Genomic DNA, 25766 nt, shown 5'->3' on the forward strand with positions numbered 1-25766 from the left:
CTGCTCACATCCCCGTTTCCTGATGCTCTCGTCTAACCTGCATATGCATTTCGTTTAAGGTTTGAATAACCGTTCTCCGCTCCGGCGCCTGATTCATCAGGCGGTACCGAATCAGATTGCCAGCCTGCTCCTGGAAGCTGATATAGCCATGGAAACGCGGTCTCATGGAGCCATGTGTCAATGTGTCCAGCGTGTTCTTGAAGAAGCCGCCGGAGAGACGATTCACCTCGGGGTCCAGCCAAGCCTCCCGATGGCCCGGCTGACCGTCATTCAGGAAAAACGAGGTGCGCTGGAACTCTGGTGAAGCGACCATAACGGCAAACCGAGCAGCGATGTCAGCATGCCGGCATTGCGACGAAATCGCAAGCCCTACACCGCCAATCATGCTGCCGCTTGGCACGCCGCTGTCGGACGGAATGTTGCCGAAGCTAGCCAGGTACGGCCGAAAGCCGACTCTCGCATAATTGGAATACCCGTAGATAAGCGGAATGTACGCTATTTCATTGCTGGCACCCATAAGATTCAGCATATGGATGGGATCCTGATGCACCGATTCCGAATGTACATACGGCATCAGGCTTTCCATAAGCGCAAGCGCCTGCTCGCCTACCTCCATAGGAAGATCAAGTTCTTCACTCCAATAGGCCCGGTTCGCCAGCTGCGCGCATAACGTGAAGAAGGTTGAATACGCATGCACTGGCACAAGCGGGAGGCCGATTGACTGCCCTTTGGGCAGCTTCTTGGCGATGGCGAGCACGTCGCTCCAGCTTCGGGCAGGCGATAGACCAGCCTGATCCAGCAAATCCTGTCTGTAGGCGCTGACTTGAGCCGCCGCATCCACAGGCAGCGCCCACTGCTTGCCTTCATACGTATAGCTGGCGTAGCTTAATCCTGTCGAATGAAGCTCCTGATCCTTCAGAAAAGCCTCCTCCACCCGATCATTCAAGGGCAGCAGCAGTCCCTTCGCAACCGCTGTTCCTATATGGGGGTGATCAATCATAATGAGATCGTAGGCATCTGCAAGCAGCTCCAGCGGGTACAGCTCGAAATCAGACAGGGAACGCGCGTCCCATTCAATCTCGACGTTAGGCTCCAGCCTGCGGAACGCCTCTGAGGCCGCTGCCAATGGGTTCAAGCCACGCTCATGAGACCATGTCATTCCTTTTAATTTCAACTTCATCACCATCTCTTCAACGTGTAATGTTCCATTCCGATTCAACAACGGCGTTATGCTCTCCAATACGCGGCGCTCCTCTAGAGGACTGCAGCCGATGGCCGTTCAGCCTGATGGGACAGGAGATTGCCGTCATGCGGGCCCCGTTGCTTCGATAGATGTCCTGCGTCATACACAGCTCGCTGAACGCTTCCTCCTGCAGAAGCTGCTTCCAGTCCAGCAGCTCCTCGCAAGGGATGCCGGCCTTTTGCAGTTCTTCGCTCCAATAATGAGCAGGACGTGTTGTCAGCAGCTCCTCCATGCGGGCAGCCTCAGCTTCGCCGAGGGCATCCAAGGTGATGTGTGGGGCAAGCGCCTGGGCCAATGTGTGCAGAGGCATATCGCCTAGCGCAATATAGCCCCCAGCTGTTGGATACAGCCCCTTCAGCCAGCGAATGGACGCCGATCCTTCTGCTCCTTCGGCAGGTAAGCTGGAGCCTTGATCCGGCATCCATTTCTCCTCCCAGATCTCCTGCATGACATCCAAGATGGATGCCAGCATATTGACCTCTACAAGTGCGCCGTCGCCCTGGATGGAGCGCCGCACAAGAGCCGCCAGCATGCCTTGCACAAGGTGGGCTCCGGTTATCATATCTGCAATAGCAAGACCAAATGGGATAGGCCCCCGTCTGGACTTATCTCGGTGCAGCCAGGGCAGACCCGTGAGCGCCTGGATTAGCAGATCCTGACCAGGTCTGTCACGGAGTGGACTGTTCCCTCCATAACCGCTAATAGAGCCGTAGATGAGACGCGGATTAATGGCTTTCACCTCTTCATAGCCGAAACCAAGCTTCTCGATGACACCCGGCCGAAAATTCTGAACCATCATATCCGCATGGCTCAGCAGCTTCCGCACCTTGCAGCGATCTGTCTCGGACTTCAAGTCGACAGCATAGCTTTCCTTATTCCGATTGATGGAGTGAAACAGCGTGCTGTCCCCATCCAGCTCCAAATTCGAAATATACAGCCTTCTGCACAAATCCCCGCCGTCCAGCCGCTCAATCTTTATGACTCGCGCGCCCAAATCCGCTAATCGCAAGCCTGCATAAGGACCAGACAGGAATTGACTGAAGTCAAGCACAAGCAAGCCCTCCAGCGGTCTCGGCATCATGATGGATCACTCTCGCTTCAACTTAATATGCAGCCGCTGCGGCTATAGCAGCTGAAATTCCGCCTCAAGCCTGGCGTTGTCCATGCCCGCCCGCCCAACTCCACGGCGACTTCCCATATAGCTGTTGTCGAACCGAATGGGACAATAAGGCGTAAGGAATAAGCCCAGCTCCTCCGTTTGAACCTGCTGTATATTGCGCAAGGCTAGGAAGCCTTCGTGCTGAAGCAGCTCGTCAACCGTCTGAACCACGGCGCACCAGTAGCCGCCCGCTTCCAGGTCCTCCGCCCAGTCCGCAGCCGCTTTGGTTCTGAGATGATCGGCGAGCAGCCCTTTAATTTCATCCCGCCTCAAGAACCAGCTGGCAGGATCCTCATAGCGGGCCAAAGCTTCGCATTGCAGCAGCGCGCCCAGCTCCAGCACAGAGCCCATAGCCAGAGCCAAATACCCATTAGCCGTCTCATAGATTCCATATGGAGCCGCCAGATAAGCATGGGCATTATTTAACGAGCTTCGCTGCGGCAGCTGTCCTCCATCATGAAGATGAGTCGTCAGCACCTCGAATTGATAATCAATCGCCGCCTCCAGCAGACTAACCTCAACAAGCATCCCCTCACCCAACTTGGAACGGTGCACAAGAGCAGCCAGAATGCCTTGCACGAGATTGGCGCTTGCGAACATCTCCACCGTGGACAGCGGGAATGGGATTGGGGGATCATCCGCATTCCCATTCAGCCAAGGCATGCCCGTGAGTGACTGGACGAACAAGTCGTCATAGGGCTTCGCACTCCAGGCTCCTTCCCGGCCATAACCCGTTATGCTGGCATGGATCAGCTTGGCATTCAGCGCTTGCGTTGTCTCATAAGGGAGCAGCGTTGTCTGCAACCCGCTAGCAGGCGGACCTTCGATGAGAACATCAGCTTCCGCAATCAGCTTGCTAAGCTTCCCATGCTCCCCTTCAGTGGCTGCGCAGACCTGTAATCTCTCCTTGTTGCGGTACAAGCTGACAAGCGGAAGCGGCTCATCCTCCGTCCCCTCGATTCGGATGACACGCGCCCCAAGATCAGCCAGTCTTAACCCCGCGAAGGGACCGGCAAGCTGCGTGCTGTATTCCACAACGAGCAAACCCTCTAATGGAAGCAAGCCCTCCCCTCCTGAACCGTTACAATCTTCCCAAGAAACATCCGCTTGCCGATACTACTCCAGCTCCCAGAGCTCAGGGTTGTAGCGGTAATAGCTGTGGCCATATTCATCGCGCAGCTTGTTGCTTTCGTCCAGATGCTCGATACATATGCGCTTCGCCTCGGCCTGATCGCCAATAAGCAGCTTGTATGCATTGCTGGCCAGCACGCTGCCGCCTTGCTTCAACGTCAGTGCAACCGAGAACTCGCCTGCCGCGTCAGCATCCACCTTCCATACGATGTCGCTGAATTTGGAGGAGCTGTTGGAAGCCACCTGCGCCTCTACCGTGCCGCTTTGTACAACCTCGCCTTTATGATTGCTCAGCGTCCATTCCAGCTCGGTGTCCCCGTAGGCCTCATGGTAGTCATTCACAATCCACAGCTCGCCTTGGAACGTCTCGCCCGGGTTCCATCTTCTCTTCGCGAATGCCAAGCTTGGCAGAAGCGGCTGATAGCTCCTCTTGACATAGTCGAAGCTGATTTTTTTCTGACCATAATAATCGACTAGCCCCCACTTGATGTCAGGCCAGTGCGTAATGAAGTGACAGAGTGACACACCACTCATACGCGGCTTCCGTCTGCGGTACAATTCAAGGGCAAACTGCAGAATCGTGCCGTGGGCGATTTGAGTCGATTCCACGAATTGCTCCAGCGAATCCATTCTCTTATCGCCGAATACCTCTATGTTCAGTCCTTGGAGAATGTGGATATCGGCCCAGTGGTAGCCCCAGCTTGGTCCAATCGGCCAAAGCTCGTTCTCCGGAATGAACTTCCTCAGGCTTTCGATAGATGGCGCCGACGCCGCCGTCAATTCCGGAATGATGGAGCAATCCAGAGCCGGGTAATATTCCTCCATGAAGCTCCGGCCGCCGCCGTAATAATGTTCATTGGCGTGCTGGGACTCCTTGGGCTTGAAGCCCATGCTCTGGCCGAACTCATTGCTAAGCGGCGATGCCAGCCCGTAAGGAACGGAGGTGTATGCCCCAATGGCAACGCCAATCGCTTCCATGAGCTCCTTGTTGCCGCTCTCAATATGTGCATCTGTAAAAAACACTTCTTCTCCGCCCATCCAATAAATATTGGAGGGGTGATTGCGGCGAAGCTTCACAATTTCAATACATTCCTTCGCAACCGAATCTACAAATGCAGGCTCATTGGAGAAGGCTTGTGTTGAGAACGTGAAGTTCGTCCACACCGTAATGCCCAGCTCATCGCACAGCTTATAGAAGGTCGGAATTTCCGGCGGATGCCAGCCGAAGATCCGCAGATTGTTGATATTGCTCTCCTTCACCAGACGAAGCAGATGTTCATATTTCTTCGTGCTGTTCCGTCCATACAGGAAGGACGGCTGGCCGCCCCAGCATGCCGAGCGCAGGAATTGGCGCTTGCCGTTAATAACGAAGGTCCACGGATATTCCGACTCCGCTTCGGTGAACCCTGGATTCTTCTCCATCTGAATCGTACGGATGCCTATCCTGTCCTCAACACGATCCTGCTCCGAACCGTTCTTCCGGACTGTAATTGCCATATCGTACAAATTCGGAGTGCCCATATCCCAAGGCCACCACAGCTTCGCGTCCGCAACGTCTACACTTGCCTTCACAGTATGGCTGCCGGCTTGAACCTCTGCCTCCACCGTACGAGTGATCGTCTCGGATTCGAAATTATGGCCCTTCAACGCGATCTGGAGCTCGACGGTTGCCGACTCTGCAGCCATATTGTCGAGCTCAACCTCCACATGAACGGCAGCGCCCCCATCCTTAAGCTCGGACTCGGTGCGATAATTCACAATACGCACATCATCTGTAGCCACGAGTCGTACGGGACGCCAGATGCCGAATGGCACCAGGCCGGTGAAATAATCGCCGGAGAAGTTCACCTTCTTGCCGCCGACATTGCGGAAGTTCTTCGGCGGCGGGTCCAGCTTGACCGCCAGCTGATTGGAGCCGCCAGCCCATTCATCAAAGTTGAGGTACTGGCTGACCTCGAAGGAGAAAGGAGAGAACATGCCCTCATGACTGCCCAGCAATTGGCCGTTCAGCCATACGGTGCAGCTGTAGTCAACGCCTTCAAATTCCAGATGCACCTTCTTGCCCTTCATATCCTGCGAGACGTTGAACCTGCGAATGTACCACCACTCATATTCCTGCACCCACTTGGCCTTATGCATATTGCGGCCGAAGTAAGGATCCTCCAATTCACCGGCGCGCTGCAAATCCGTGTATACATCCCCTGGCACAGAAGCATAATTCCAGCTGAAGATAACACCTTGCCGCTCTGCGGGAAGGATATGGAACCCTTCCCGTTCCCCTTCACCTACTCTCATCTTCTCCATCTGCCAGAGCTTGCCGCTTAAATCCTTCACTACACGTGACATGCCATAACCTCCCATTATAGGTCCACTTTTTATTACAGAACAACAAACCGAAAATTTTAATTATTTAATTATTTTCGGAACATAGTTCCGTTTTGAGTTGATTATACAGTTGGATAGGCTAGGCGTCAATACGTTTTTACTCATCTTCCTTAAACACAGGTCTTAAGGTGAATTGGAATTCGAATTGCTTCTCCTTCAGCTGGTACTTATCCATCAGCTTGGGACCACAGGAGTGCGAGCCTACCCCGCTCATCTTGTAATCGAGCTGAACGATTGTCTCCTTCCTCTGCTGAAGCTCATACGTATGCTTGGCTGCCGTCAGATCCTGAGGCAAATAACGGGAAGCGTTCAACGAGAAGGGTTCTGTACCGTCCAGCAGCAGCCCCATGCCCAGCTCATTGGATACGACAGCCCATTCCGTGCCCCATCTGGAGCCGTTCTCCTGCGGCATAATATAAGACTCGCCCGTTTCCTCAACGCGCTGTACATATCTGCCCTTGCGTACGCTCTGACGCTTGTCCACATAGCTCTCATGCGGTCCATAACCGACATACTCCACCGTATTCATGGCTGCCGGCATTCTTAGCTGTAAACCGAAGCGAGGCAGGAAGTCTATCTCCTTCTTCACCTCTGCGCTTGCCTTCACCGTTACCGCGCCTTGGGCATCGAACAGCCACTGGGCTGACCCTCGCACAATAGGCTTACGCGTGTAGAGACCCAAGGAAAACTCAACGGTCACGACAACCTCGCCCTCGGCGCGCTGCTCCCAATCACAGCGATACACCTTCATGCCGGCATGCTCCAGACCTTCATATTGCCATCTCGCGACCAACGGTCTGTCGTTATCTAGAGGCGCTCGCCACATATTGAAGGATAGAGGCTGCTCCAGCAGCGCCACCCCGTGCCTTGTCAGCTGATCCGGCATACCCTTCCGCAAATCGAAGGAATGGCTGAAGTCAAAGCCAGTAATAATGAGCTTACGGTCCTTCTTCAGCACTTGGATGGAGGTATGAGAGGCCTTGTTTTCAAATCGCTTGGAAGCACCGCTGCCATCACTTGTCGTCAGCTCAAATTGGTGGAACATGATTTCATGCCCACGCTCCGCCCACACGTTCTCCTCCTCCAGGCAACAGGATATGGTCAAGCTAACCGTACCCAGAGAGAACAGCTTCGGTTGCAGCGGCAGCTCCACCACCTCTCCGGTGTGCGGAGCCGTTCGCAAGCCTCGAAGCTCGCCTTGCTGAAGGAGTACGCCCTCACGCTCCACCTTCCAATAGAAGACCAGATGGGAGAGGTCCACGAAGTCATACAGATTGTGAATCTGCAGCCGGCCCTTCTCCAGCTCAACGGCCTCCATCCGAACAGGCGCTATGACCTGCTTCAGCTCCAGCAGGCCAGTATGCGGCGTACGATCGGGAGCTACCAGGCCATCAATGCAGAAATTGCCGTCATGCGGCTTCTCGCCGAAGTCGCCGCCGTACGCATAATACGTGTCGCCATGCTCGGTTTTCCTCTCAATGCCGTGGTCGCACCATTCCCACACACAGCCGCCCATCAGCTTCGGCTCGGCGTAGATGACATTCCAGTAGTCCAGCAGATCGCCGGGGCCATTGCCCATGGCGTGGCTGTATTCGCACAGGAACAGCGGCTTCAGCTTCGACTCATCCTTGGCATAGGCCTCAATCTCCGGGACAGATGCATACATGCGGCTTTCCATGTCCAACGCGCTTGTATCGGGATGACCCAGGTACAGGGAGGCTGCTCCTTCATAATGAACAGGCCTTGCGCTGTCCCTCTCCCGCGTCCACTTCGCCATGGCAATATGATTAGGACCGTATCCGGACTCGTTGCCCATCGACCAGATCACCACGCAAGGGTTGTTTTTATCGCGCTCCACCATACGAACCGCCCGATCGACGAAGGCCTCTTCCCAATCAGGATTGTTGGACAGCTCATGGAAGTCCGTATAGGATTGCATGCCAAGCCCTTTGGCCATATTGTCCCAGTTATCGGCGATAGCCAGCCCATGGCACTCCAGGTCCGCTTCGTCCACCACATAGAAGCCGTATTCATTGCAGAGCTCCAGAAATCGGGGATCATTGGGATAATGAGATGCCCGAATGGTATTAATATTGTGGCGCTTCATCACCTGAAGATCCTGAATCATATGCTGCAGAGGAATGGTCTGGCCAAGGCTTGGATGGGAATCGTGACGATTGACGCCTTTCAGCTTCACGGGAACGCCATTGATCTGGAACACGCCCTCTTGAATCTCCACACGGCGGAAGCCAACGCTGAAGCGCAGCACCTCTTCACCCGAGGACAACAGCAGCTCATACAGCACCGGCTGCTCCGCACTCCAGAGCTGCGGGTCCAGCACCTCCATAAGAAGCTGTCCCGTTTGCCCTATTTCACCTTGCGCCGCAGCTATTTCAATACCGCTTGGATCTCGCAGAACAGCTTGTACAACGGCACCGCCGGCCATCTCCAGCTCGATATTCAGCTGAGCCTCCCGGTCGCTGTTCAGCAGCGTTGTACGCACGAACACGTCGCGAATATGCGCCTTATCCCTCGCCAGCATATAGACATCCCGGAATATGCCCGTATATCGCCACAAATCCTGATCCTCAAGGTAAGTGCCGTCACAAAATTTCAGCACCATAACCGCCATCCGGTTAACGCCAGAGACAAGGTGCTTGCTGATATTGAACTCGGCAGGCACCCGGCTTCCTTGGCTATAGCCGACGAAGCTTCCGTTCACCCATAGATAGAAGCACGCATTCACACCCTCGAACACCACATATTTGTCCTTCTCCGTCCAATCCGGCGAGAGGTTGAACTCCCGAATATACAGCCCTGCGGGATTGTCGTCCGGTACAAAGGGAGGATCACATGGAATGGTGTAGTTCAGATTGGAATAATGCATGCCGTCGTAGCCGTTATTCTGCCAGCAGGAGGGTACTAATAGGGAGGACCAGCTTCCTGCATCATAATCCGCTTCATAGAAGCTGTCGCGAACCTCCTCCACGCTGGCGTGATATTGGAATTTCCAAGCACCATTTAAGGTCTGATAATAAGGAGAGCGTCCTCTCTTGCGGGAGACAGCTCCCTCGGCATCCGCATGCGGAATATAATAAGCTCTTGGCTTCTCGCGGTTTATGTGCAGCGTACGGGGATCTTCCCAATATTTATCGATTTCCAGCAAAGGTATCACTCCTATAATAGTTAGGCTGTTCCCTTAAGGGAGACGAAGAGCACCCGTTTCCGAAGGAACCCGAGTGCTCTATGTGTTATTCAGCCGGGCAAGGCATCAATTGCTATTAGCAGCAATCCAGTCTGGATAGCTGGATCTCACCCGATTGGCGATCCATTCATTCACATCCCATAGATCTGCAACAGGCTGCTTCGTAAAGGCAAGCGTCGGCATATAGGGAACTGGTCCAAATTCCGGTGTCATCGTGCTTACAGTTTCCCCCTGCGACTGGCGGCGGCTGAACATCCGCTTCCACCAGCCCTCGAAGCGCTCCCGCTCCATGCTCCATTCCGGAGCTGCAGGATGCGGAACCTGAGGGCCCTGGGAGAAGCCGATTCTGCCATGGATATGATAGGTGTGTGCGATGGCAAGCTCAATCTCCTCCTCCATGTCATGAAGAAGAGATTCACATACATTCGTCCAATGGCTGAAGTCCGCCGTAATACGCAATTCCGGGAACTTATGCAGCAGTCTTGCCGTTGTCCACGGCGAGAACATGGCACGATGCCTATGTGTCTCGTGTGCAACGGTTATACCGTTGTCCGCCTCTATTCGGAGCGCCGCCTCGAAGAAGCGATCCTGCTCATCATGACTCATACGATCCCGGGCGCTGTGCGACACAATGAGCCGGGGCTCGAAGCCGGCCGCTCTCTCCACCTGCTCCTTGAAAGATTCAATATGATCCTCACCGCCAGTGAAAATCTGGGCGATATAGGCAAGCGAATAGGTCTGAAGCGCTTCACGGAATGCCGCCTCCTGCTCGGGCAGAGGCATTGGCGCTTCAATGCCGGTATACCCCGCATCTGCTGCTCGCTTGAATTGCTCGCTATAAGTGCCTTCCATCCCCCAGAGCGCTTTGTATAGATGTAGTTTCATGGATTTCCCCTTTTCTCAGCGCTGCATTCGCAGCTTGTATTGATCAGGCTCGAGGGAACTCGCTTCCGTTATAGAATCATATATCGTAACCATGCGGCCGTGGTATTGGTCTGCCAGCCCCTCCGCCAGCTTGTAAGCGCAAGCAGGAGCCTCCTGGGGATTCGCTGCGCCGCTGCGGATCCATTCTTCCATATCCGGAAAATATCGTTTTCCTTCCGGCGTTGCTCGAAGAGCTCTAGTCATCTCTGAATCATTAAGTCCTGGATTCAATGCGAACACCTTGATAGGGGCTCCAGTCTCATCCAACTCCTCAGCCAAATTCTCGGTAAATCTGGCGACCGCCGTCTTGGCCGTTCCATAGGCGTTGCTGTGCTTCATCGCATGAGTGGTTCCGCCGCCGATTAAGTTGATGATCCGGCCGAAGCCCTGTCTGAGCATCATAGGGACAATAGCATGAACGCCATAGAAGGTTCCTAGAAGATTAATGTCAACATCGTCCGCCCAGGTGACTGGGTCAGCCTCCCACGTAGGACCTATCGCACGATTGACACCTGCGTTATTAATCCAGACATGTATCGTCCCAAGCTCAGACTCCAGATGGCTAACAAGCTCCTTCATCTCCTCATATCTGCGAACATCCACCTGGAAAACCCTCCCGGGAGCAGGAAAGCCATCTAGCTCCTCCTGAAGGGCAGTGATTCGCTCCGTATCCCTGCCCGTGCCAATTACCTTATACCCTTTATCAGCAAAATAAAGCGCCATGTTGCGGCCTATGCCGCTAGTAGCTCCCGTAATGACAACGGTCCTAAGCTCACGCATCATTCGTCCCCTACTTTCATAAGACAGCTATCTGCCCATCCATCCGCCGTCCACCGTAACAATCGTGCCGGTTACATAATCGGATGCGGAGGAAGCCAGATAGATAACAGCTCCGTTCAGGTCCTCCGGTCTTCCCCAGCGAGCAGCAGGTATCCGGCCCAGTATGGCCTCATAACGGACAGGGTCCCCTCTCAGCTGCTCCGTATTATCCGTCTCGATGTAGCCGGGAGCAATCGCATTCACCTGAACGCCGCGCGAGGACCATTCATTCGCCAGCGCCTTGGTCAGCTGTCCAATGCCGCCTTTGCTCGCCGCATAACCAGGCACGTTAATGCCGCCCTGATACGTAAGCAGTGACGCGGTAAAAATAATTTTGCCCGCTCCACGCTCCAGCATGCCTTGTCCGATCTCCCTCGCCAATATGAATTGGGAGTTCAGATTCACTTCCATGACATGATCCCAATAATCATCGGGATGCTCCGCCGCCGGCTTGCGCATGATGGTGCCGGCATTGTTCACCATGATATCAATATCAGCATGCTCTTCCTTCAGCTTGGTGATGAACGCGTACAACGCGCTGCGGTCGCTGAAGTCGCAAGCATAACCGGTGAAGCTTCGCCCTGCCTGGCGCACCTCCTGCTCTACCTCGCTCCCTGGCTCCAGCGTTGCGCTTACGCCGACAATATCCGCACCAGCCTGCGCCAGCGCAATCGCCATAGATTTGCCGATGCCCCGCTTGCAGCCCGTCACCAATGCTTTTTTGCCCCGCAGTGAAAATAAATCCAAGATATTCATCCCGCTACCTCCCGCTTAATTGCACTGAATAAGAACCTTCATCACGCCGCTGCCGGATTCCATCTGCTCGAAGCCCGCTTGTATCTGCTCGATGGGATAGACCTCGCTGATCAGACGATCAAGCCCAAGCTCGCCGCTTGCTGCAAGCTGGATCGCTTGCTCGAAGTCCTCATGCTCATACACGCGCGCGCCAAACAACTGAAGCTCTCTCCAGAAGAAGCGATGCAGATCTACCGGGACAGGCTTGCTGAATATGCCAACAATGACAATACGTCCTCTAACCTTCGGCAGCTTGGTCATGACCTCAGCGCCAGCCAGGGAGGAGGTCACCTCGAACACGACATCGGCGCCTTTGCCGCCAGTTGCTTCCTGCACATACTCCGCCAAATCCCGCTCCTTGGAGTTGCATGTTTCGAAGCCAAGCTCCTCCAGCAGCTGGAGACGATAGGGATTAATCTCCGCCACAACAACCCTTGCTCCAGCAGCACGGGCAACAAGCGCTATCAACGTACCGATGGGTCCTCCGCCGATTACAACGGCATATTCGCCCGGCGCTACTTGACCCAGTCGAACGTCATGACAAGCTACGGCCAGCGGCTCAATCATCGCACCATGCTGCAGGCTGAGCTCATCTGGCAGCCTATGCAGCGTGCTCGCAGGAACGGTCCAATAGGCTTGGAACGCGCCGTCCGTCTCAATGCCCATGAACTGCAAGCGATGGCAGATATGGCTGCAGCCATCCTGACATGCCGGACATTCCCCGCATGGTCCCAGCGGCTTCACCGTAACCTTATCGCCCGGCTTATAATCCGCAACCTCGCCGCCAACACGTTCGATGACGCCCGACATCTCGTGCCCCATCACTTGAGGCAGCTTCACACGATGGTCCATATGGCCGTGATAAATATGCAGGTCCGTTCCGCATATGCCTGCATAAGCGACCTTGATCTCTACCTCGGCAGGCCCTGGCTCTCTGCGAGTGCCTGTGCCTACAACAATGGTTTTGTTCCCCTCATAGAATGCCGCTTTCATGCTATCCACTCCCTGTTAGATGATTAGAAAAATTGCTTATAAGGCTGAAGTAGCTCCCACCGGAACTCTACACCTGTGCCTGGCACATCCGGCGCGACGGCTCTTCCATCCTGAATCACAAGTGGCCGCTTCGTATATTGATCGATCGGGAAGCTGTGCACCTCCAGATACGACGCATTCGGCATCGCCGACATCAAGCTGACGTGCAGTTCCTGCATGCCATGTGTACACACAGGCAGATTATAAGCGTAAGCAAGATTCGCAATCTTCAGCCAGCCCGTTACGCCGCCAATATTGGACGCGTCCGGCTGCGGGAAATCAATCTTGCCGCGAGTAATCATATTCACGAATTCATAGACGGTATGGAAGTTCTCGCCTGCCGCGATAGGCAAGCCGCCTTCTGCGCCAATCCGGCGGTAGCCGTCATAATCGTCTGGAATGGTCGGCTCCTCCAGCCAGAAGATATCATGTGAGGCTAGCAGCTTTGCTGCCTTGATGGAGGTCTCGACCGACCATTTCATATTGGCATCCACCATAAAGGTGCGGTCCGGTCCAATCAGCTCTCTAACGGCTGCTACACGCTCGATGTCCTCTGCCAGACGCTCTTGTCCCAGCTTGATCTTCACGGCCTGGAAGCCTTTATCCATATACCCTTGAATATTAGCTAACAGCTTCTCCTTGGTGAAATTGAGATCAATCGCTCCGGCGTAAGCCTTCGTTGAAGAGGCATGGCCGCCAAGCAGCTTCCACAGCGGCTCGTCACAGCTCTTCCCGCGCAGATCCCACAGGGCGATATCAATGGCCGAGATGGCGAACGACGCAATGCCGCCGCGCCCGACATAATGAATCTTCCAATTCATCTCTTCCCAATGCTTCTCGATGCAACTGGCGTCCTTGCCCAGCAGGAACGGCTTCAGATCATGCTCGATCATCTGACAGACCGCTCTTCCGCCTACGCCGCCCGTGTAGGTATAGCCGACACCTTCACTGCCGTTCTCCAGGCCAATCGTGACGGTAATTAATTCGAAATGCGAATGAATGCCGTGCCGTGCATCTCCCAATTGCTCCGCGAGCGGCACAAGAAAATAATCGGTTTGAATATGAGTAATTCGTTTTCCATTTGCCATTATGTTCACCCTCTATTATCAGTGATCGGAACCCAACCGTTCCAATTAATGAAATGTTATTACACTTAAGTAGATTCGTCAATACAAAATCGGAACAATATATCAATTTATAATTGAGATTGACTCGTATCAAAACATTATTTAAAATAACGGAATAGAGATGAAATGAAAGAAGGTGCTTCCTTTGAGCATGGAAATGAACAAAACGAATTCCACATTAGAGCGCGCACTGTTCCTGCTTGAGCAGCTCGCCTTGAACAAGGGCGGGACCGGGATTGGCGAATTGTCGGAAGCGACTCAGCTGCCCAAGAGCACAACACACCGCATTTTGGAAACATTGATGAAGGCGGGCTTTGTGATGCAGGAGCCCTCAACGGAGAAATATTTTGTAGGATTGAAGGCCATTGAGATTGGGATGGCGGGCCTCCATAACATCGATCTGGTGGAAGCCGCCATTCCCCATCTGCAGGATCTGGCAGCGCAGACTGGCCAAACGGCCTTCCTCGCGGTTTATAATGAAGGGGAAGTTATCTACATCTATAAGGTGGACGGGAGCGCTTCCGTTATCATGAATGCGATTCTCGGCTCCAGAAACCCTGTACACTGCACCGGTCTGGGTAAAGCCATCATGGCTTACTTCTCGCTTGAAGCTGTCGACAAGATCGTGAGCGAGAAGGGGCTGCAGCAATATACGCCAACAACGATTACGGACCACCAGCAGTTCCTGCAGGAGCTGAGCAAGATTAGACAGACAGGCATCGCCGTCAATCGCGAGGAATACGATGATGGCTTAAGCTCCATCGCCGGCCCTGTCTTCAATTACACCGGCAAGGTCATCGCAGCCATCAGCGTAGCGGGACCGACCGCTCGCATCTTCGATAAGCAGGATGAGCTGGAGGCGCATGTGAAGGAGAAATCCTCGCTCATCTCCAAGCGCTTGGGCTTCGTACCGTCCATGCGCTCCGTCTACCTCTCCTAAGCTCCATTCACATCGTCATGAAGGGACGCTGCCCGCGGGCAGCGTCCCTATGTTTCTGGTTACGAACTGCAGAACCTACATTTAATTTCAAGGATTTTGAGGAATTTCCCCATTTGGACAGCTTTTAAGTGTAGGTTTTGCAGGTAATCTCCTAGTCTGGGCATGTTTGGTCAAAAATAACTGTACGTTTCGCAGCTAACGTTCCCTCTCAACCAGTTGGCAGATCCGAATGCGTGGTTCTAGCTTCCTCAGCCCTTCCTGCTGCGTACGTCAGTACGTCACTATGGAATCGATCTCAGTTAATAGGAACGGCTAGATGAATGGCAAGAAGCCGAGCGTCCATAGCAGACAGCTCGGCTTATACCTCTTAATCTTTCTTTTGATTCGCTTTTTTGCCTAACCAGAGCACCTCAGGATTCACCTTATTGACATAGTGATGCTTGTAATCCTCCACTGTTCTGAATTTCAGAATGTGGTTCCACTTGGCATGGACGTTATGGCACAAGCCCCAGCGAATACCCTCTAGCGGGCTGCGCTCTGGATCCTCGGTCCGGAATGGACCAGCAGCCTCCGGCGGATTTTTAATAACGGCCTCGATCTCGAAGTTAATGCCGTCATGTGCATATTGAATCGTGTTCTTCTCCGGACCGTCTGTCGAGAGAAGCCCGGCCATACCGCCGCGATAGTGCCAGAGCAGCGTCTCGTGACCGCTGTTGGTCACCGGATTGTATTCCGACTTCACGTAAGGACCCTCCGGATGATCGGAGATCGCAACGCCCCACTTTGTCGTCCGTCCGCCGAAGGTCATCTCTTCGCCCTTCTGTTCTCCCTTATAATAGAGCCAGAATTGGTTATTATAATGGAAGAGAACAGGATCATGAACCTTCAGGCTGTCGAAGTCGCCCTTATGCTTCACAGTTAAGCGATTATCGTCATCGCCGAACCATTCGCCGTTCATCGCAGGACGAAGAATCGGCGCATCTACCTTGCGCCAAGGTCCCTCTGGCGACTCAGCGATTGCCATGGCAATATTTTCATATTTTCGGAGCAGGTACTGGCCTTCAATCACTTGATACACCAAATAAAACTTGCCGTCATGATGCAGAATCTCAGGGGTGAACACGCTTCGGTCATCGTAAGAGCCCTTGGGGCCCCGGCCCACAGCAAGCCCTTGCTCCGTCCAGGTCTTGGCATCCGGAGAGGTGGCATACCACACCTCGGATTGATCCCATGGGAACACCTTGGCTTCGGGGTCGCCTGTGTTGAACCCTACCGCTTCGCCAACGGACTTCGTATACCATACATAGTATAGCTCTCCCACCTTGATTACACTGCTGGGATCACGGCGATGAACGCCCTCTTCATAGCCCAGACCTTCAACCGGCTCATACGTAAACTCACAGAACCAGTCGGCATTTTTGGTATATTGTTTGCCTCGAATCGTTGCAGCGCTTTCTTTTTTCATGTTTAAACCTTCTCCCTCCTGGATGATATAAGACAACAAACCGTTTAATTAATAAATTACATTTAAATTCGGAATTCATTTCATTTTTATTGATACTTGAATTATAACCCTCTCTTGTATTTTGGTCAACAAGCTAGTTGGGAATACAGAGCAAATAGCCGGTAAACATCCAATCCCGCTTTTTAAACAGCAAAACCAACGATCTCACTATTGTGTGATCGTTGGTTAAAGCAATTCAGCCATACAGTCCTAAGGCTTAGGCTTAACCTCCAGCAGGAGAACACCCTCCGAGCCTAAGCTAAAGCTGGAGCCCATACTCTGGCCGGTCATCATATTTTTAACCGTCACACTTTGGTTGTTCGCCATCTTCAGACTAATGTTTGAGCTCGTTTTTCCTACATTTACAATCGTCATCAGGTACGTATTGTTGCCGTTAGGCACGACGCGCCAGAAAGCGCCCTTGGATGGCAGCCCGTTGTTTTCAGACAGGCTAACTGGCGGCGTTTGGTTACGAGCCTTCAGCTCGGTCGTCACCGTGGCGGACATATTCGTTACCGAATTATCCATCAGCTTAATCAGCTTGCCCGTCCCTTTGGTGAGCGTCTTGGCACGAGGCTGTTTGTACTCATTGAACTTGAGGCTGACGTCATCGATGATGACGATACCGCCATTATTGAGATATATTTGCAGCGCGTTAAATTCGGCCTCTGTCACTTCCTCTGTCTTGCGGACGACAATGACATCCCAATCCGAGTTCGGCTGTTTGAAAATAATGTTCTTCGTGGCGAAGCCTAGAGGAACTCCGCTGAAGTACATGGATTCATACATATCGAATAGATCACTCATATAGTTCGAATCGTTAATAGCAGCCGCCTCAGAGTAGAACAATCGAACCGGCTTACGCTCTCTCTGAAACTTGACAATCTCGTTCGAAAAGGCGTTCAGATCCATCATCGTCTTCGTCAGCTCCTGAGCCACTTGAGGCTGCTGGGCAACTGACGCAGCGTACGATTCTCCCAGACCTCCGGATGCATTCTGAAGCCTCTCCTCGATCGATCCGTCCGGATTGCGGCCCCAGAACCAAGTCAATCCACCGTTAAGTCCATGTACCGTCGTCTGCCAGTACGTCGAACGAACATACTCCGGCTTCATATACAGGTCCCGGTATTGAGTGGTGGAGAGCAAATGCACCTCGGAGTTAAAATGCGGCTTATTCGGACTGACGGAATCCATAAAATCATACGACATGGCCATCTCTTCCCAGTAGTACGCATACTTAGACTCCCAGCTCTCTGGACCGGCACTGTTCATATTCCGCTTGCGAATCTTCGCATCGTCTCCAATCATCTCCGTCAGCTCGGTTAATGCTTCGAAGTCAATGCCGTGATCGCGGTTACCTTCCACGAACAGATCCGGCATAAGCTTGAGCTGTGTCCTCGCCGCCGGATCGTATTTCTTAACCTCGTCATGAAGGAAGGTCAGCCATTCGGTTCCGCGATCCATATTGAAGCGCGACCAGTCGTACCAGATTGGCGTGTTCTTGTAGGACAAATCCAGCGGAATCGCCAGATTCACTAGGCTGAAGTTTGTATAGCTGGTTCCCCAAAGCGAATTCAGCTTGGCAATCGTGCCGTGCTTCGTCTCGAGCCACGTTCTGAACTTGCTCATCGTGTATGTGGATACGTTCGCAATTGCAGCCCAGTGCCCTTTGGCCGTGAACCAATGCGGCTCATTCGCAAGAATGTAGCCGAGCCTTGTATAATTCTGGCCAGCTGTTGTCGGAATCGTCCCCTTGAAAACGTCCTTCCATATCTCTCTTACTTGGGGGTGATCAATATCGTATTTGGTGAAGAAGCTCTGACCCTTCAGAATCTCAGGACCGTACTTCGTCACCGCCCATTGCGGCAACGGATCGTGCCACAGCATCGTATAGCCTGCCGTATTCGTCGGACGATTCTGCAGGTCGACCATCTTCGTCTGGCCTATCGTTCCCGCCTCGTCCAGCGCGAAGATCGGGCTGATTGCCTTAGGGTGATCCAGCTTGCCGAGATAATCATTGTACAGGGTTGGATCAGATGTTGAAATATGAAGCGGCTTAGAGAAATAATCGTACAGGAAGACAGGCTTCCCATTGGACATGAACTGATCGTTCTGAACCGTAATGTTGGACCAATTCACCTTCGGAACCGCACGTCGCGTAACGGCTCCGCTCATGACTTGCGTCAGCTCGGCCTTTGCCTTATCCAACATCTTAATCACTTCATTCCGCTCGAAGTCGGGCAGATTGTTCGCCAGCTGTTGCGCATTGCCCTGGAACATGCTGACTCTCTCGAATTGCACCTTGTTTTTGGCTACATTCGCCGCATCCCAGTCTGCATACTTGAGGAATTCGCGAGCCATCCAGGCCGCACTTTCCTCTCTTGTGGTGTCATGCCCGCTTCTTTTCGCTTGCGTAATCAACGCATTCAGCTCACTTAGCTTTCTTGTCGCTTCCTGCTTCGGAGTCTCCGCACCAGATACAATCGTAGAGCCGTCTGCCGCTGCCAAGCTCAGCGCTAGTGCGATACATAGGACCAAGCTGCCCAGCCTCTGTTTCATTCCCATAAATACACCTCCAATTTAATATGAAATGCTTGTAGTCATTGAATTGTGAACGCTTACATTTCATCGCGGTAACCAAACATTGCTGCCCTCTTCGCCCAAACATGTGTTAGCGCTTACAGATGTCGGGTAAAAAACTCATGGCCACACTAAATACATGAAGGTGACAAATTAGGATCACTCATCGATAACTAGCAGCCACTGCATATTCTAACCCTCCTTTTTTAAATTTAAAATTGTATTTTATATAAGATAAACATATCCATTTTCACTCCATAAGTCAACAAAAAAAGTGTTCAATCCGAGCGCGGCGGTCCTCAGAGGCTTCAGGCTGAGTTTGCTTCATTGTCCTTCGTATTTGCATCGGAGGCTACCATGCAAGATCAGAGAAACAGCTGTTACGCTTCATCATAGAAAAAAACACCCGCATTCCGCCGTAAGTGACAAAATACGAGTGTTGTTATAGAATCGTTGACGACAAATTGCGCCATGTGTTTACATTTCTTTCTTATAAATAATCGGATTCAGCTTGCTTGCCGCAAGATCGCCAGGCGCCAGGCCAGGCAGCCATTTCTGCAGATCTGTCTTGCGAGCGTTCGTGTCGGGCTCAATAACCTTCGCGTCATCCGCGTAATAGATAACGGTCATGACCTCGCGCATCGTGTTTGTCGGATTGCCCGGCGCGCTATGCAGCGTCCACCCATAATGCCAGGTTGCGTCGCCCGCTTCCAGCGCGCCGTAGTTTTCAACCTCAAGGCCCTTGGCCTCAATATATTGGCTCAGCGTTTTCTGGGATTCGTCGGAGATTGCCAGCTTGCTAATATAGCCATACTTGTGGGAGCCGTTCGCAAAGTTCATCGAGCCTACTTCCTCCGAAACAGGAACAAGCGGCATCCACATCGTGATGAAGTTGTCCGTATCTACAGGCCAGTAGATTTGGTCCTGATGCCATGGCGTAATTCCGCCGCCCGGCTCCTTGAACAGCGCTTGATCGTGGTAGATGCGAACGCCGTCTACTCCCAGCAGCTCAGCAGCGATTTTGGCGAATCGACGCGCAAATACGAAGCGTTGGATTTCCGCCGATTTCTCCCAAATGTTCGAAACCTGGATGAAGGCTTTGCCGTACGTGTCCCGCTCTTCAATCGGCTTATTATGATAATTCAGCTCTTTCACTTTCTCGCCGATGATGGAACGGTATACACCCACCTCTTCGCTGGACGCGACTTGATTCAGCTTAATATGCCCCTTTTCCTGGAACTCTTGAATTTGCTCCTTGGTGAGCTCATAATCGCTTGTTAGTTCTGGCAGCTTATTCAAATCCGACATTCCAATCACTCCTCATATTGTTGTTCGACTCTTGATATCCCTTATGTTATCATGGGTATACTTGTTTGTATTTGAACGATTGAGGTCAATAGTTGGACTTTACCGACTTATGAAACAGGGAGGAATTCAACGTGCAAGCAACAATGGAGAGCAGACGATTGAACCCGGTTGTCCATTGGGCGCAGCAGCATCGGCAGGCCAAGGAACGGGTAATTGAGCGGCGCATTCGAGATTTCGAAATTCTGCTGCTGGAGCATGGCGAGGTGGAGGTTCAGATTGAATCGGAGGCGCCCTTCCGCGTTCAGCCTGGCCAATTTTTCCTGCTGCCCGCGAAGCTTAAGCATCGTGTTGAGGTGCTGTCGGAGCCAGACGCGCTGTTCCTGGGCGTTCACTTTGACTTCTACAATGAGCTCCTTATCGCGAAGGACGAAGACATTATTGTCTCTCTCGACCATCACGAGGGCGGTGATCACTTTGGCAGCATGCCTCAGACGCCGGAATTTCTGGAATGGATGAACGCCGGCAGCCTGCATGCGACCTCTGAGGTGTACAGCCTGCTGGAAGCCGTTATTCATGAATTCACCCATCGACCGGCAGGCTATATGATGTGCTGTCAGGGCCTGCTGCTGCAGCTGTTCGCTCATTTGTCGAGAGCTATTCATCAGCGTCAACGGGCAGGCGCCAGCGCCGGTATGCAGCTGGCGATTGCTGAACTGGCGGCTGCTATTGAGCAGAACGTTGGAGAGCTCTGGTCCAATGAAAGAATGGCGGACATGCTGAATATTAATGTGGATTATATGGGTCGTCTGTTCAAAAAAATCATGGGCACCAGCCCTAACAAATTTGTCCAGGGGATCCGTCACGCCCAGGCGAAGCGACTGCTCCGCGACACCAACGACACGATCGAATGGATCGGCCATACCATTGGCTACACGGATGTTCATTATTTCGTTCGAATTTTCCACAAATGGGAGGGCATGCCGCCAGGCGAATATCGCAAGTTTTGCAGGCTCCTGTAGCGTAAATATCTAGTGATTACATTTGTTATTGCACAAATGTTTTGTCCTTTCATCCACCTCGAACCTCTGAATATAATGCCACGGGCTGTTAATTTCATGACTGAGTCCCCAGCGCAGCCCTTCCAGTGGATGAATATCAGAATGCTCCGTACGGAACGGGCCTCCCGCTTCCGGAGGGTGCTCAATAAAGGCTTGAATTTCGAACTGCAGCCCGTCCTGAGCGAATTGAATTGTGTTGCGTTCCGGTCCATCTGTCGTCAGCAAGGCCGCCATGCCCCCCTTGTATGGCCAGAGCAACGTCTCATGCCCGCTGTTCGTTATCGGATTGTACACCGATTTGGTATAAGGTCCCTCCGGTCGGTCAGCTACAGCGACTCCCCATTTGGTTTCCCTGCCCGCGCAGGTGAGCTGCTCACCCATAGGATAACCTTTATAATAAAGCCAGAATTGATCCTTATAGAAGAAGAGACATGGATCATTGGTCTTATGGCTGTCGAAGTCGCCTCTATGCTTGACTAGGTGGCGGTTGTCCACCTCTCCGAACCACTCCCCATTGCTTGCAGGCGACAGGATCGGCTCATCAGCCTTCATCCATGGACCGTCAGGAGAGCTCGATTGAGCAAATCCGATATACTCCTTGGAACGTCTCAAATAGGGATGCTTCACGACCTGATAGACAAGGTAATACTTGCCGTTATGAGCCAGCACCTCAGGTGTAAATACGCTTCGATCATCATAAGCGCCGGGCTCTCCTCGACCTACTGCGAGACCCTGTTCATGCCAGTTCACCCCGTCGTTGGATGTTGCATACCAGATCTCGGACCAATCCCATGGCCATACCTTGGCATCCAAATCGCCAGTATCATAGCCGACGCTTGAACCCGAGGATTTGGTATACCAGACATAATAGACCTCTCCGATCTTGATTACACTACTGGGATCGCGCCGGTGAATGCCTTCCTCATAGCCCAGCCCCGTTACAGAAGCATATTTGAACTGGCAATACCAGGTGCTGTCCTTCCCATACTCGCGTTCTCTTGCTCTGCGCATAGCCAAGCTTTCTTGTCTCATGTGCTTAACACTCCTTGTCTGCTTAATGAATTTTTATTCGTACACGCGAATCTCGAACAATTCCGCACAGGCGGAGCCGTTTGTAGACTCCATTATAATTCGCATACGTTTTGCAGCCATGCCGGCCTGCAAGCGGTGAACCCTCTTGCGCTTGCGATTACCCTTTTCCATATGCACAAGCTTCCAAGCTCCGTCAGCCCCCAGCAGTTCAATACGATAGTCCTTCACAAGCTCCGGAATCACGTCAAACGGAGTACGATGATGATGCAGATTAATTAAGTCCTCGTTGACATCATCATTCCAGGTCAGGTGCACTTCTCCCACTTCTACGGCGCTCTCCCAGCTAAGCTCCAGCCAAGCCTCCCGTCCCTCCAGCGGCTCCGAACGCCATAGATTGGGACCGCCATAAGGCCTTACCAGCCCATTCAACACCTTAGATGCTGAGTACGCATCGGTTGCCGTGTGCATACGGAAGCAGAATGGATGGCGATCCAGCTTCTCCGTTCTCCATTGCAGCACGGGCTGATCCGGCTGATCCTCAAGCCTAGGATCAACAATGGGCTGATTGCCCTTGCGGAACCCAAGCACACCGGTGTGCGGCAGACTGGACCGATGCAGGAGCACACCCTTGGCTGCCTTGATAACAACAAACGCATTTTGAGCCGTATCAGGCTGCCACTCCAGATGGAACCGAACCCATTGATTTTTCCCAGGAGCTGTCTCAACGGTACAGGAATCAATAAGCTCTTGAGGCACATAATTTTGCGGCTTGCCGGTTGCATACAGCTCTACCGTAACCGACGCAGGGCTCTCGATATCGAGCAGCAGCTCCAGTCCGTTCAGGGAAGGCTCCACAGGAAACAAGATGCCCAAATCGGTATCGGCCGCTTCCGTCCTGTAAGCATGTTCAACTGCAAGGCGTGCTGTCGAGCTGGATGCCGATACATGAGCCACTCTCGCCAGATCGTTGCTGTCGGCGTTGCGAATGCCAAGGACAGAGGCGTCTTGACGAAGCAGGGTTTGCTGGAGCTCCTCCAGATGGTGCTGATGCACTTCCCTTGGTGAGATGCCATATTGAACAGAAAGCGCAGCGCCGGTGCCGGCAGCTTCACCAATAACGGCACAGGTGGCCATCACTCTAGTTGTTCCGAACGCAACATGCGTGGCGCTAATGTCCCGTCCCGCCATCAGCATGTTGCTTACATTGATGGAATAGAGAGAGCGGAACGGAATATGATAGTTGCCGTCTGCATGCAGATGCTTGGAGCCGCTCTCTTGCGAATACACGCCTTGCGGCGGATGCAGATCAATCGACCAGCCTCCATAGGCCACCCGATCCTCGAACGGCTCCTGCGCCAAAATATCGTTTTGATTCAATATATAATCACCAACAAACCGCCGATATTCCCGTTTGCCAGGAACTGCGCCGACCCACTCCAGCGTCATGCTTTCGGCGTCGAAGCTTCCTGAGTTTTTGATATAATCCCAGATACCATAAATAACAGCCCACAGCTCATCGCGAATACGTTCATTGTCATGAACCGTATCCAATTCGCCGCCCCATTCAATCCACCAGTAAGCGCATCCATTATCGCCGCTGCGGATGACTCGGCGGATGGGAATAGAGGTCTCCGTGATATCGATCGCAAAGCTGGGCTTCACGTATTTGACAGGCTTGCCGACATCCTTTGTGTAGAATAGAAGCGTGCTGCCCAGTGTAATATCATCCGGAGTGTCCGGTGCCCAGTCTTCATTAAATTCAGCTCGCGCTTCACGGCCCAGCCTATACTTGGCCCCAGCCAGAAAACCGACCAGACCGTCTCCCGTACAATCCACATACGTCTTGCTTTCGAAGCGGATTCGCCTCTCCGAGCCCATCATCCAGCCCGTAACGGAGCGGATAACACGGTTATCGGCATCTCCGAAAGCCTCCACCTAATGGACATCCGTGTTCAGATTCAGCCCAATATTGGCTTCCCTCTTCACCGTCTCATGCACAACCATGTCCCAATAATAGGGATTGCCCTCCGGATTCATATATTGATTCTCAACAAACATCTCTCCCATAATGCCGGTCTCTCTCGCAAAGCGATGGGTCCCATGGCCGGTTGCGCCGCACACCCATACTCTGACCTCACTGCTGGAGTTACCGCCCAGGACCGGGCGATTATTGACCAGAGCAACCGTATGGCCAAGTCTTGCTGCCGCAACCGCGGCACATACACCAGCCAAGCCGCCGCCGATGACCGTAATATCTGTTTTCACCGTTTCCAATCTCACCATAATCACATCATATATACTTTTATTTCATCTTACCTTATTCACTTCTCTTAATAAATGCAGTAAATTAACAATAAATATATACTTTATTTCAAAAGGTGTGAATCTAATGTCTGAGCTTCAGAATGGTGTAATCAAGCTCTACCACTATTACTATTGGCATAAGAAACAAAGCTTTCAGTACAAAGAAGACATCTACCTCCATTGGGTCGCTTTTGCAGTGCAAGAGGGCCGCTTTCGATACGAATTAGGCAGTTTGGAAGAGGGAGAAGCCGTTGACGGTGATTGGGTGGTCTGTCCGCCTGGAACGCCTTTTCGGCGTGAAGTTTTGCAGCCGCTCAGCTTTTTTTATCTGGGCTTTGAATGGTCAACACCTCCATCCAACCTGCCGCTGGGCAAGCTGACCTTCGCCGACCAAGAACGCCTTGCCTCTGCTTATCGATACATGCAGCAGCTTTACGCTCTTCCTCCCGAACAGGCCATGTTGTGGCGCAATCGATTCATACAAGAGCTTTGGGACGGTTACGTTCTGCAGCAGTTGCTTCCAATGGCCGATTATTGGGGAGCAGGAGATTCACTTATGCTCAGCGCGCGACGCAAGCTTCAAGAGTTGGCCTTCCAGAATGTATCGATGAAAGAGCTTGCAGATGAATCAGGGCTAAGTCCCGTCCAGTTTACCCGTCGCTTCAAGGCTGCATTCGGCTGCTCAGCCTCGGAATATGTACGCCAGCTTCGCCTTGACCACGGGAAGCGACTTTTAATTGAGAGCCCCCTTACCGTGGATCATATCGCACAGGAATGCGGGTATGACAATGGCTTCTACTTCAGCCGAGTTTTTTCCCTGCATATAGGGATGAGCCCCTCGGAATACCGAAGAGCTCATCGATTATAAGATTCAGATTTTTGAATGGAACCTTGGCCGCTTTATGATTGAAGGCCTTTCCGGCTGGATGCTATAAAGAGGGGTTCCTCTCTCTTTTTCAATTGATGACCTTGACAACGCTCAGCCAACGGACATGTCGCTTGACATGTCATGCTTGCACAGGTATGACTATGCTCAATGGACCGTTTAGGAATCTGCACCAACTCATTTGTTATATCCGACATATCCACAGCTCCTGTTCGATTGGAGTTTGTTCTTATATTCCTTATCATGAATTGGATGCCTTGTTGCTGTTTGTTCGCTTCGATTAACCAGCCCTTCAGCAATTTTCCCCTTGAACCTTCAAATGAAGTGACATACT

17 protein-coding genes and 1 pseudogene are annotated in these 25766 nt (G+C 52.5%); 3 read left to right on the forward strand and 15 right to left on the reverse strand.

What is annotated here, in order from left to right; genetic code table 11:
* Nucleotides 1-4 precede the first annotated feature (4 nt).
* From GE073_RS13105 to GE073_RS13150, 10 genes are all read right to left on the reverse strand, one after another.
* Nucleotides 5-1240 (reverse strand): ABC transporter substrate-binding protein, encoded by a 1236-nt coding sequence (locus GE073_RS13105; RefSeq protein WP_228551490.1) that lies wholly within the window; start codon nt 1238-1240, stop codon nt 5-7.
* A complete protein-coding gene (locus GE073_RS13110; protein WP_153783632.1) occupies nt 1191-2324 on the reverse strand; it encodes a CaiB/BaiF CoA transferase family protein in 1134 nt (377 codons plus the stop codon). The genes GE073_RS13105 and GE073_RS13110 overlap by 50 nt, the downstream gene beginning before the upstream one ends.
* A 42-nt stretch (nt 2325-2366) precedes the next feature.
* Nucleotides 2367-3464 (reverse strand): CaiB/BaiF CoA transferase family protein, encoded by a 1098-nt coding sequence (locus GE073_RS13115; protein ID WP_153783633.1) that lies wholly within the window; start codon nt 3462-3464, stop codon nt 2367-2369.
* A 54-nt stretch (nt 3465-3518) separates the two neighbouring features.
* Nucleotides 3519-5879, reverse strand: a complete 2361-nt coding sequence (locus tag GE073_RS13120) for a glycoside hydrolase family 2 protein (protein WP_153783634.1) — start codon at nt 5877-5879, stop codon at nt 3519-3521.
* 136 nt (nt 5880-6015) lie between these two features.
* Nucleotides 6016-9093 carry a glycoside hydrolase family 2 TIM barrel-domain containing protein gene (locus GE073_RS13125; protein WP_323744202.1) on the reverse strand — a complete coding sequence of 1026 codons (3078 nt, stop codon included), beginning with the start codon at nt 9091-9093 and terminating at the stop codon, nt 6016-6018.
* A 96-nt stretch (nt 9094-9189) separates the two neighbouring features.
* Nucleotides 9190-10008: a sugar phosphate isomerase/epimerase family protein gene (locus GE073_RS13130; RefSeq protein WP_153783636.1), complete on the reverse strand. Its 819-nt coding sequence runs from the start codon at nt 10006-10008 to the stop codon at nt 9190-9192.
* Between the two features lie 15 nt (nt 10009-10023).
* The gene (locus GE073_RS13135; protein ID WP_153783637.1) at nt 10024-10830 is read right to left on the reverse strand and encodes an SDR family oxidoreductase; all 807 of its coding nucleotides are present in this window, start codon (nt 10828-10830) and stop codon (nt 10024-10026) included.
* A gap of 24 nt (nt 10831-10854) precedes the next feature.
* Entirely contained in the window at nt 10855-11622 is a 768-nt protein-coding gene (locus GE073_RS13140) for an SDR family oxidoreductase (RefSeq protein ID WP_153783638.1), read from the reverse strand.
* A gap of 15 nt (nt 11623-11637) precedes the next feature.
* Nucleotides 11638-12654 (reverse strand): zinc-dependent alcohol dehydrogenase, encoded by a 1017-nt coding sequence (locus GE073_RS13145; RefSeq protein WP_153783639.1) that lies wholly within the window; start codon nt 12652-12654, stop codon nt 11638-11640.
* A 23-nt stretch (nt 12655-12677) separates the two neighbouring features.
* Nucleotides 12678-13781 (reverse strand): mandelate racemase/muconate lactonizing enzyme family protein, encoded by a 1104-nt coding sequence (locus tag GE073_RS13150; protein ID WP_153783640.1) that lies wholly within the window; start codon nt 13779-13781, stop codon nt 12678-12680.
* Between the two features lie 190 nt (nt 13782-13971).
* Between GE073_RS13150 and GE073_RS13155 the strand changes: the two genes are divergently transcribed.
* The gene (locus GE073_RS13155) at nt 13972-14760 is read left to right on the forward strand and encodes an IclR family transcriptional regulator (RefSeq protein WP_228551866.1); all 789 of its coding nucleotides are present in this window, start codon (nt 13972-13974) and stop codon (nt 14758-14760) included.
* 367 nt (nt 14761-15127) lie between these two features.
* On the opposite strand, the gene GE073_RS13160 is transcribed toward GE073_RS13155, so the two are convergent.
* From GE073_RS13160 to GE073_RS13170, 3 genes are all read right to left on the reverse strand, one after another.
* Complete coding sequence (locus GE073_RS13160) at nt 15128-16225, reverse strand: glycoside hydrolase family 117 protein (protein WP_153783642.1); 1098 nt, start codon at nt 16223-16225, stop codon at nt 15128-15130.
* Nucleotides 16226-16474: 249 nt separating this feature from the next.
* Nucleotides 16475-18829, reverse strand: coding sequence for a beta-galactosidase (locus tag GE073_RS13165; protein ID WP_153783643.1), 2355 nt, complete (start codon nt 18827-18829; stop codon nt 16475-16477).
* 492 nt (nt 18830-19321) lie between these two features.
* Entirely contained in the window at nt 19322-20152 is an 831-nt protein-coding gene (locus GE073_RS13170; RefSeq protein WP_153783644.1) for a phytanoyl-CoA dioxygenase family protein, read from the reverse strand.
* 131 nt (nt 20153-20283) lie between these two features.
* Here GE073_RS13170 and GE073_RS13175 point away from each other — a divergent pair, with 131 nt between their 5' ends.
* Nucleotides 20284-21171, forward strand: coding sequence for a helix-turn-helix transcriptional regulator (locus GE073_RS13175; RefSeq protein WP_153783645.1), 888 nt, complete (start codon nt 20284-20286; stop codon nt 21169-21171).
* A 9-nt stretch (nt 21172-21180) separates the two neighbouring features.
* Here GE073_RS13175 and GE073_RS13180 read toward each other — a convergent pair whose 3' ends face one another.
* On the reverse strand, nt 21181-22242 hold the full coding sequence (locus GE073_RS13180; RefSeq protein WP_153783646.1) for a glycoside hydrolase family 117 protein: 1062 nt from the start codon (nt 22240-22242) through the stop codon (nt 21181-21183).
* Between the two features lie 33 nt (nt 22243-22275).
* Nucleotides 22276-24522 (reverse strand): annotated as a pseudogene (locus GE073_RS13185) (FAD-dependent oxidoreductase).
* A gap of 109 nt (nt 24523-24631) precedes the next feature.
* Between GE073_RS13185 and GE073_RS13190 the strand changes: the two are divergent.
* On the forward strand, nt 24632-25414 hold the full coding sequence (locus GE073_RS13190) for an AraC family transcriptional regulator (RefSeq protein WP_194843358.1): 783 nt from the start codon (nt 24632-24634) through the stop codon (nt 25412-25414).
* Nucleotides 25415-25766: the final 352 nt, after the last annotated feature.

This window comes from Paenibacillus sp. B01, from assembly GCF_009649995.1.
Taxonomy (GTDB): Bacteria; Bacillota; Bacilli; order Paenibacillales; family Paenibacillaceae; genus Paenibacillus_O; species Paenibacillus_O pasadenensis.

Excerpts from the sequence above, each read along its gene's own strand:
- GE073_RS13140 (WP_153783638.1), bottom strand. The coding sequence starts at position 11,622 with ATGAATATCTTGGATTTATTTTCACTGCGGGGCAAAAAAGCATTGGTG.
- GE073_RS13190 (WP_194843358.1), top strand. The coding sequence starts at position 24,632 with ATGTCTGAGCTTCAGAATGGTGTAATCAAGCTCTACCACTATTACTAT.
- GE073_RS13120 (WP_153783634.1), bottom strand. The coding sequence starts at position 5,879 with ATGTCACGTGTAGTGAAGGATTTAAGCGGCAAGCTCTGGCAGATGGAG.
- GE073_RS13145 (WP_153783639.1), bottom strand. The coding sequence starts at position 12,654 with ATGAAAGCGGCATTCTATGAGGGGAACAAAACCATTGTTGTAGGCACA.
- GE073_RS13150 (WP_153783640.1), bottom strand. The coding sequence starts at position 13,781 with ATGGCAAATGGAAAACGAATTACTCATATTCAAACCGATTATTTTCTT.
- GE073_RS13170 (WP_153783644.1), bottom strand. The coding sequence starts at position 20,152 with ATGTCGGATTTGAATAAGCTGCCAGAACTAACAAGCGATTATGAGCTC.
- GE073_RS13165 (WP_153783643.1), bottom strand. The coding sequence starts at position 18,829 with ATGGGAATGAAACAGAGGCTGGGCAGCTTGGTCCTATGTATCGCACTA.
- GE073_RS13160 (WP_153783642.1), bottom strand. The coding sequence starts at position 16,225 with ATGAAAAAAGAAAGCGCTGCAACGATTCGAGGCAAACAATATACCAAA.
- GE073_RS13110 (WP_153783632.1), bottom strand. The coding sequence starts at position 2,324 with ATGATGCCGAGACCGCTGGAGGGCTTGCTTGTGCTTGACTTCAGTCAA.
- GE073_RS13130 (WP_153783636.1), bottom strand. The coding sequence starts at position 10,008 with ATGAAACTACATCTATACAAAGCGCTCTGGGGGATGGAAGGCACTTAT.
- GE073_RS13135 (WP_153783637.1), bottom strand. The coding sequence starts at position 10,830 with ATGATGCGTGAGCTTAGGACCGTTGTCATTACGGGAGCTACTAGCGGC.
- GE073_RS13180 (WP_153783646.1), bottom strand. The coding sequence starts at position 22,242 with ATGAGACAAGAAAGCTTGGCTATGCGCAGAGCAAGAGAACGCGAGTAT.
- GE073_RS13155 (WP_228551866.1), top strand. The coding sequence starts at position 13,972 with ATGGAAATGAACAAAACGAATTCCACATTAGAGCGCGCACTGTTCCTG.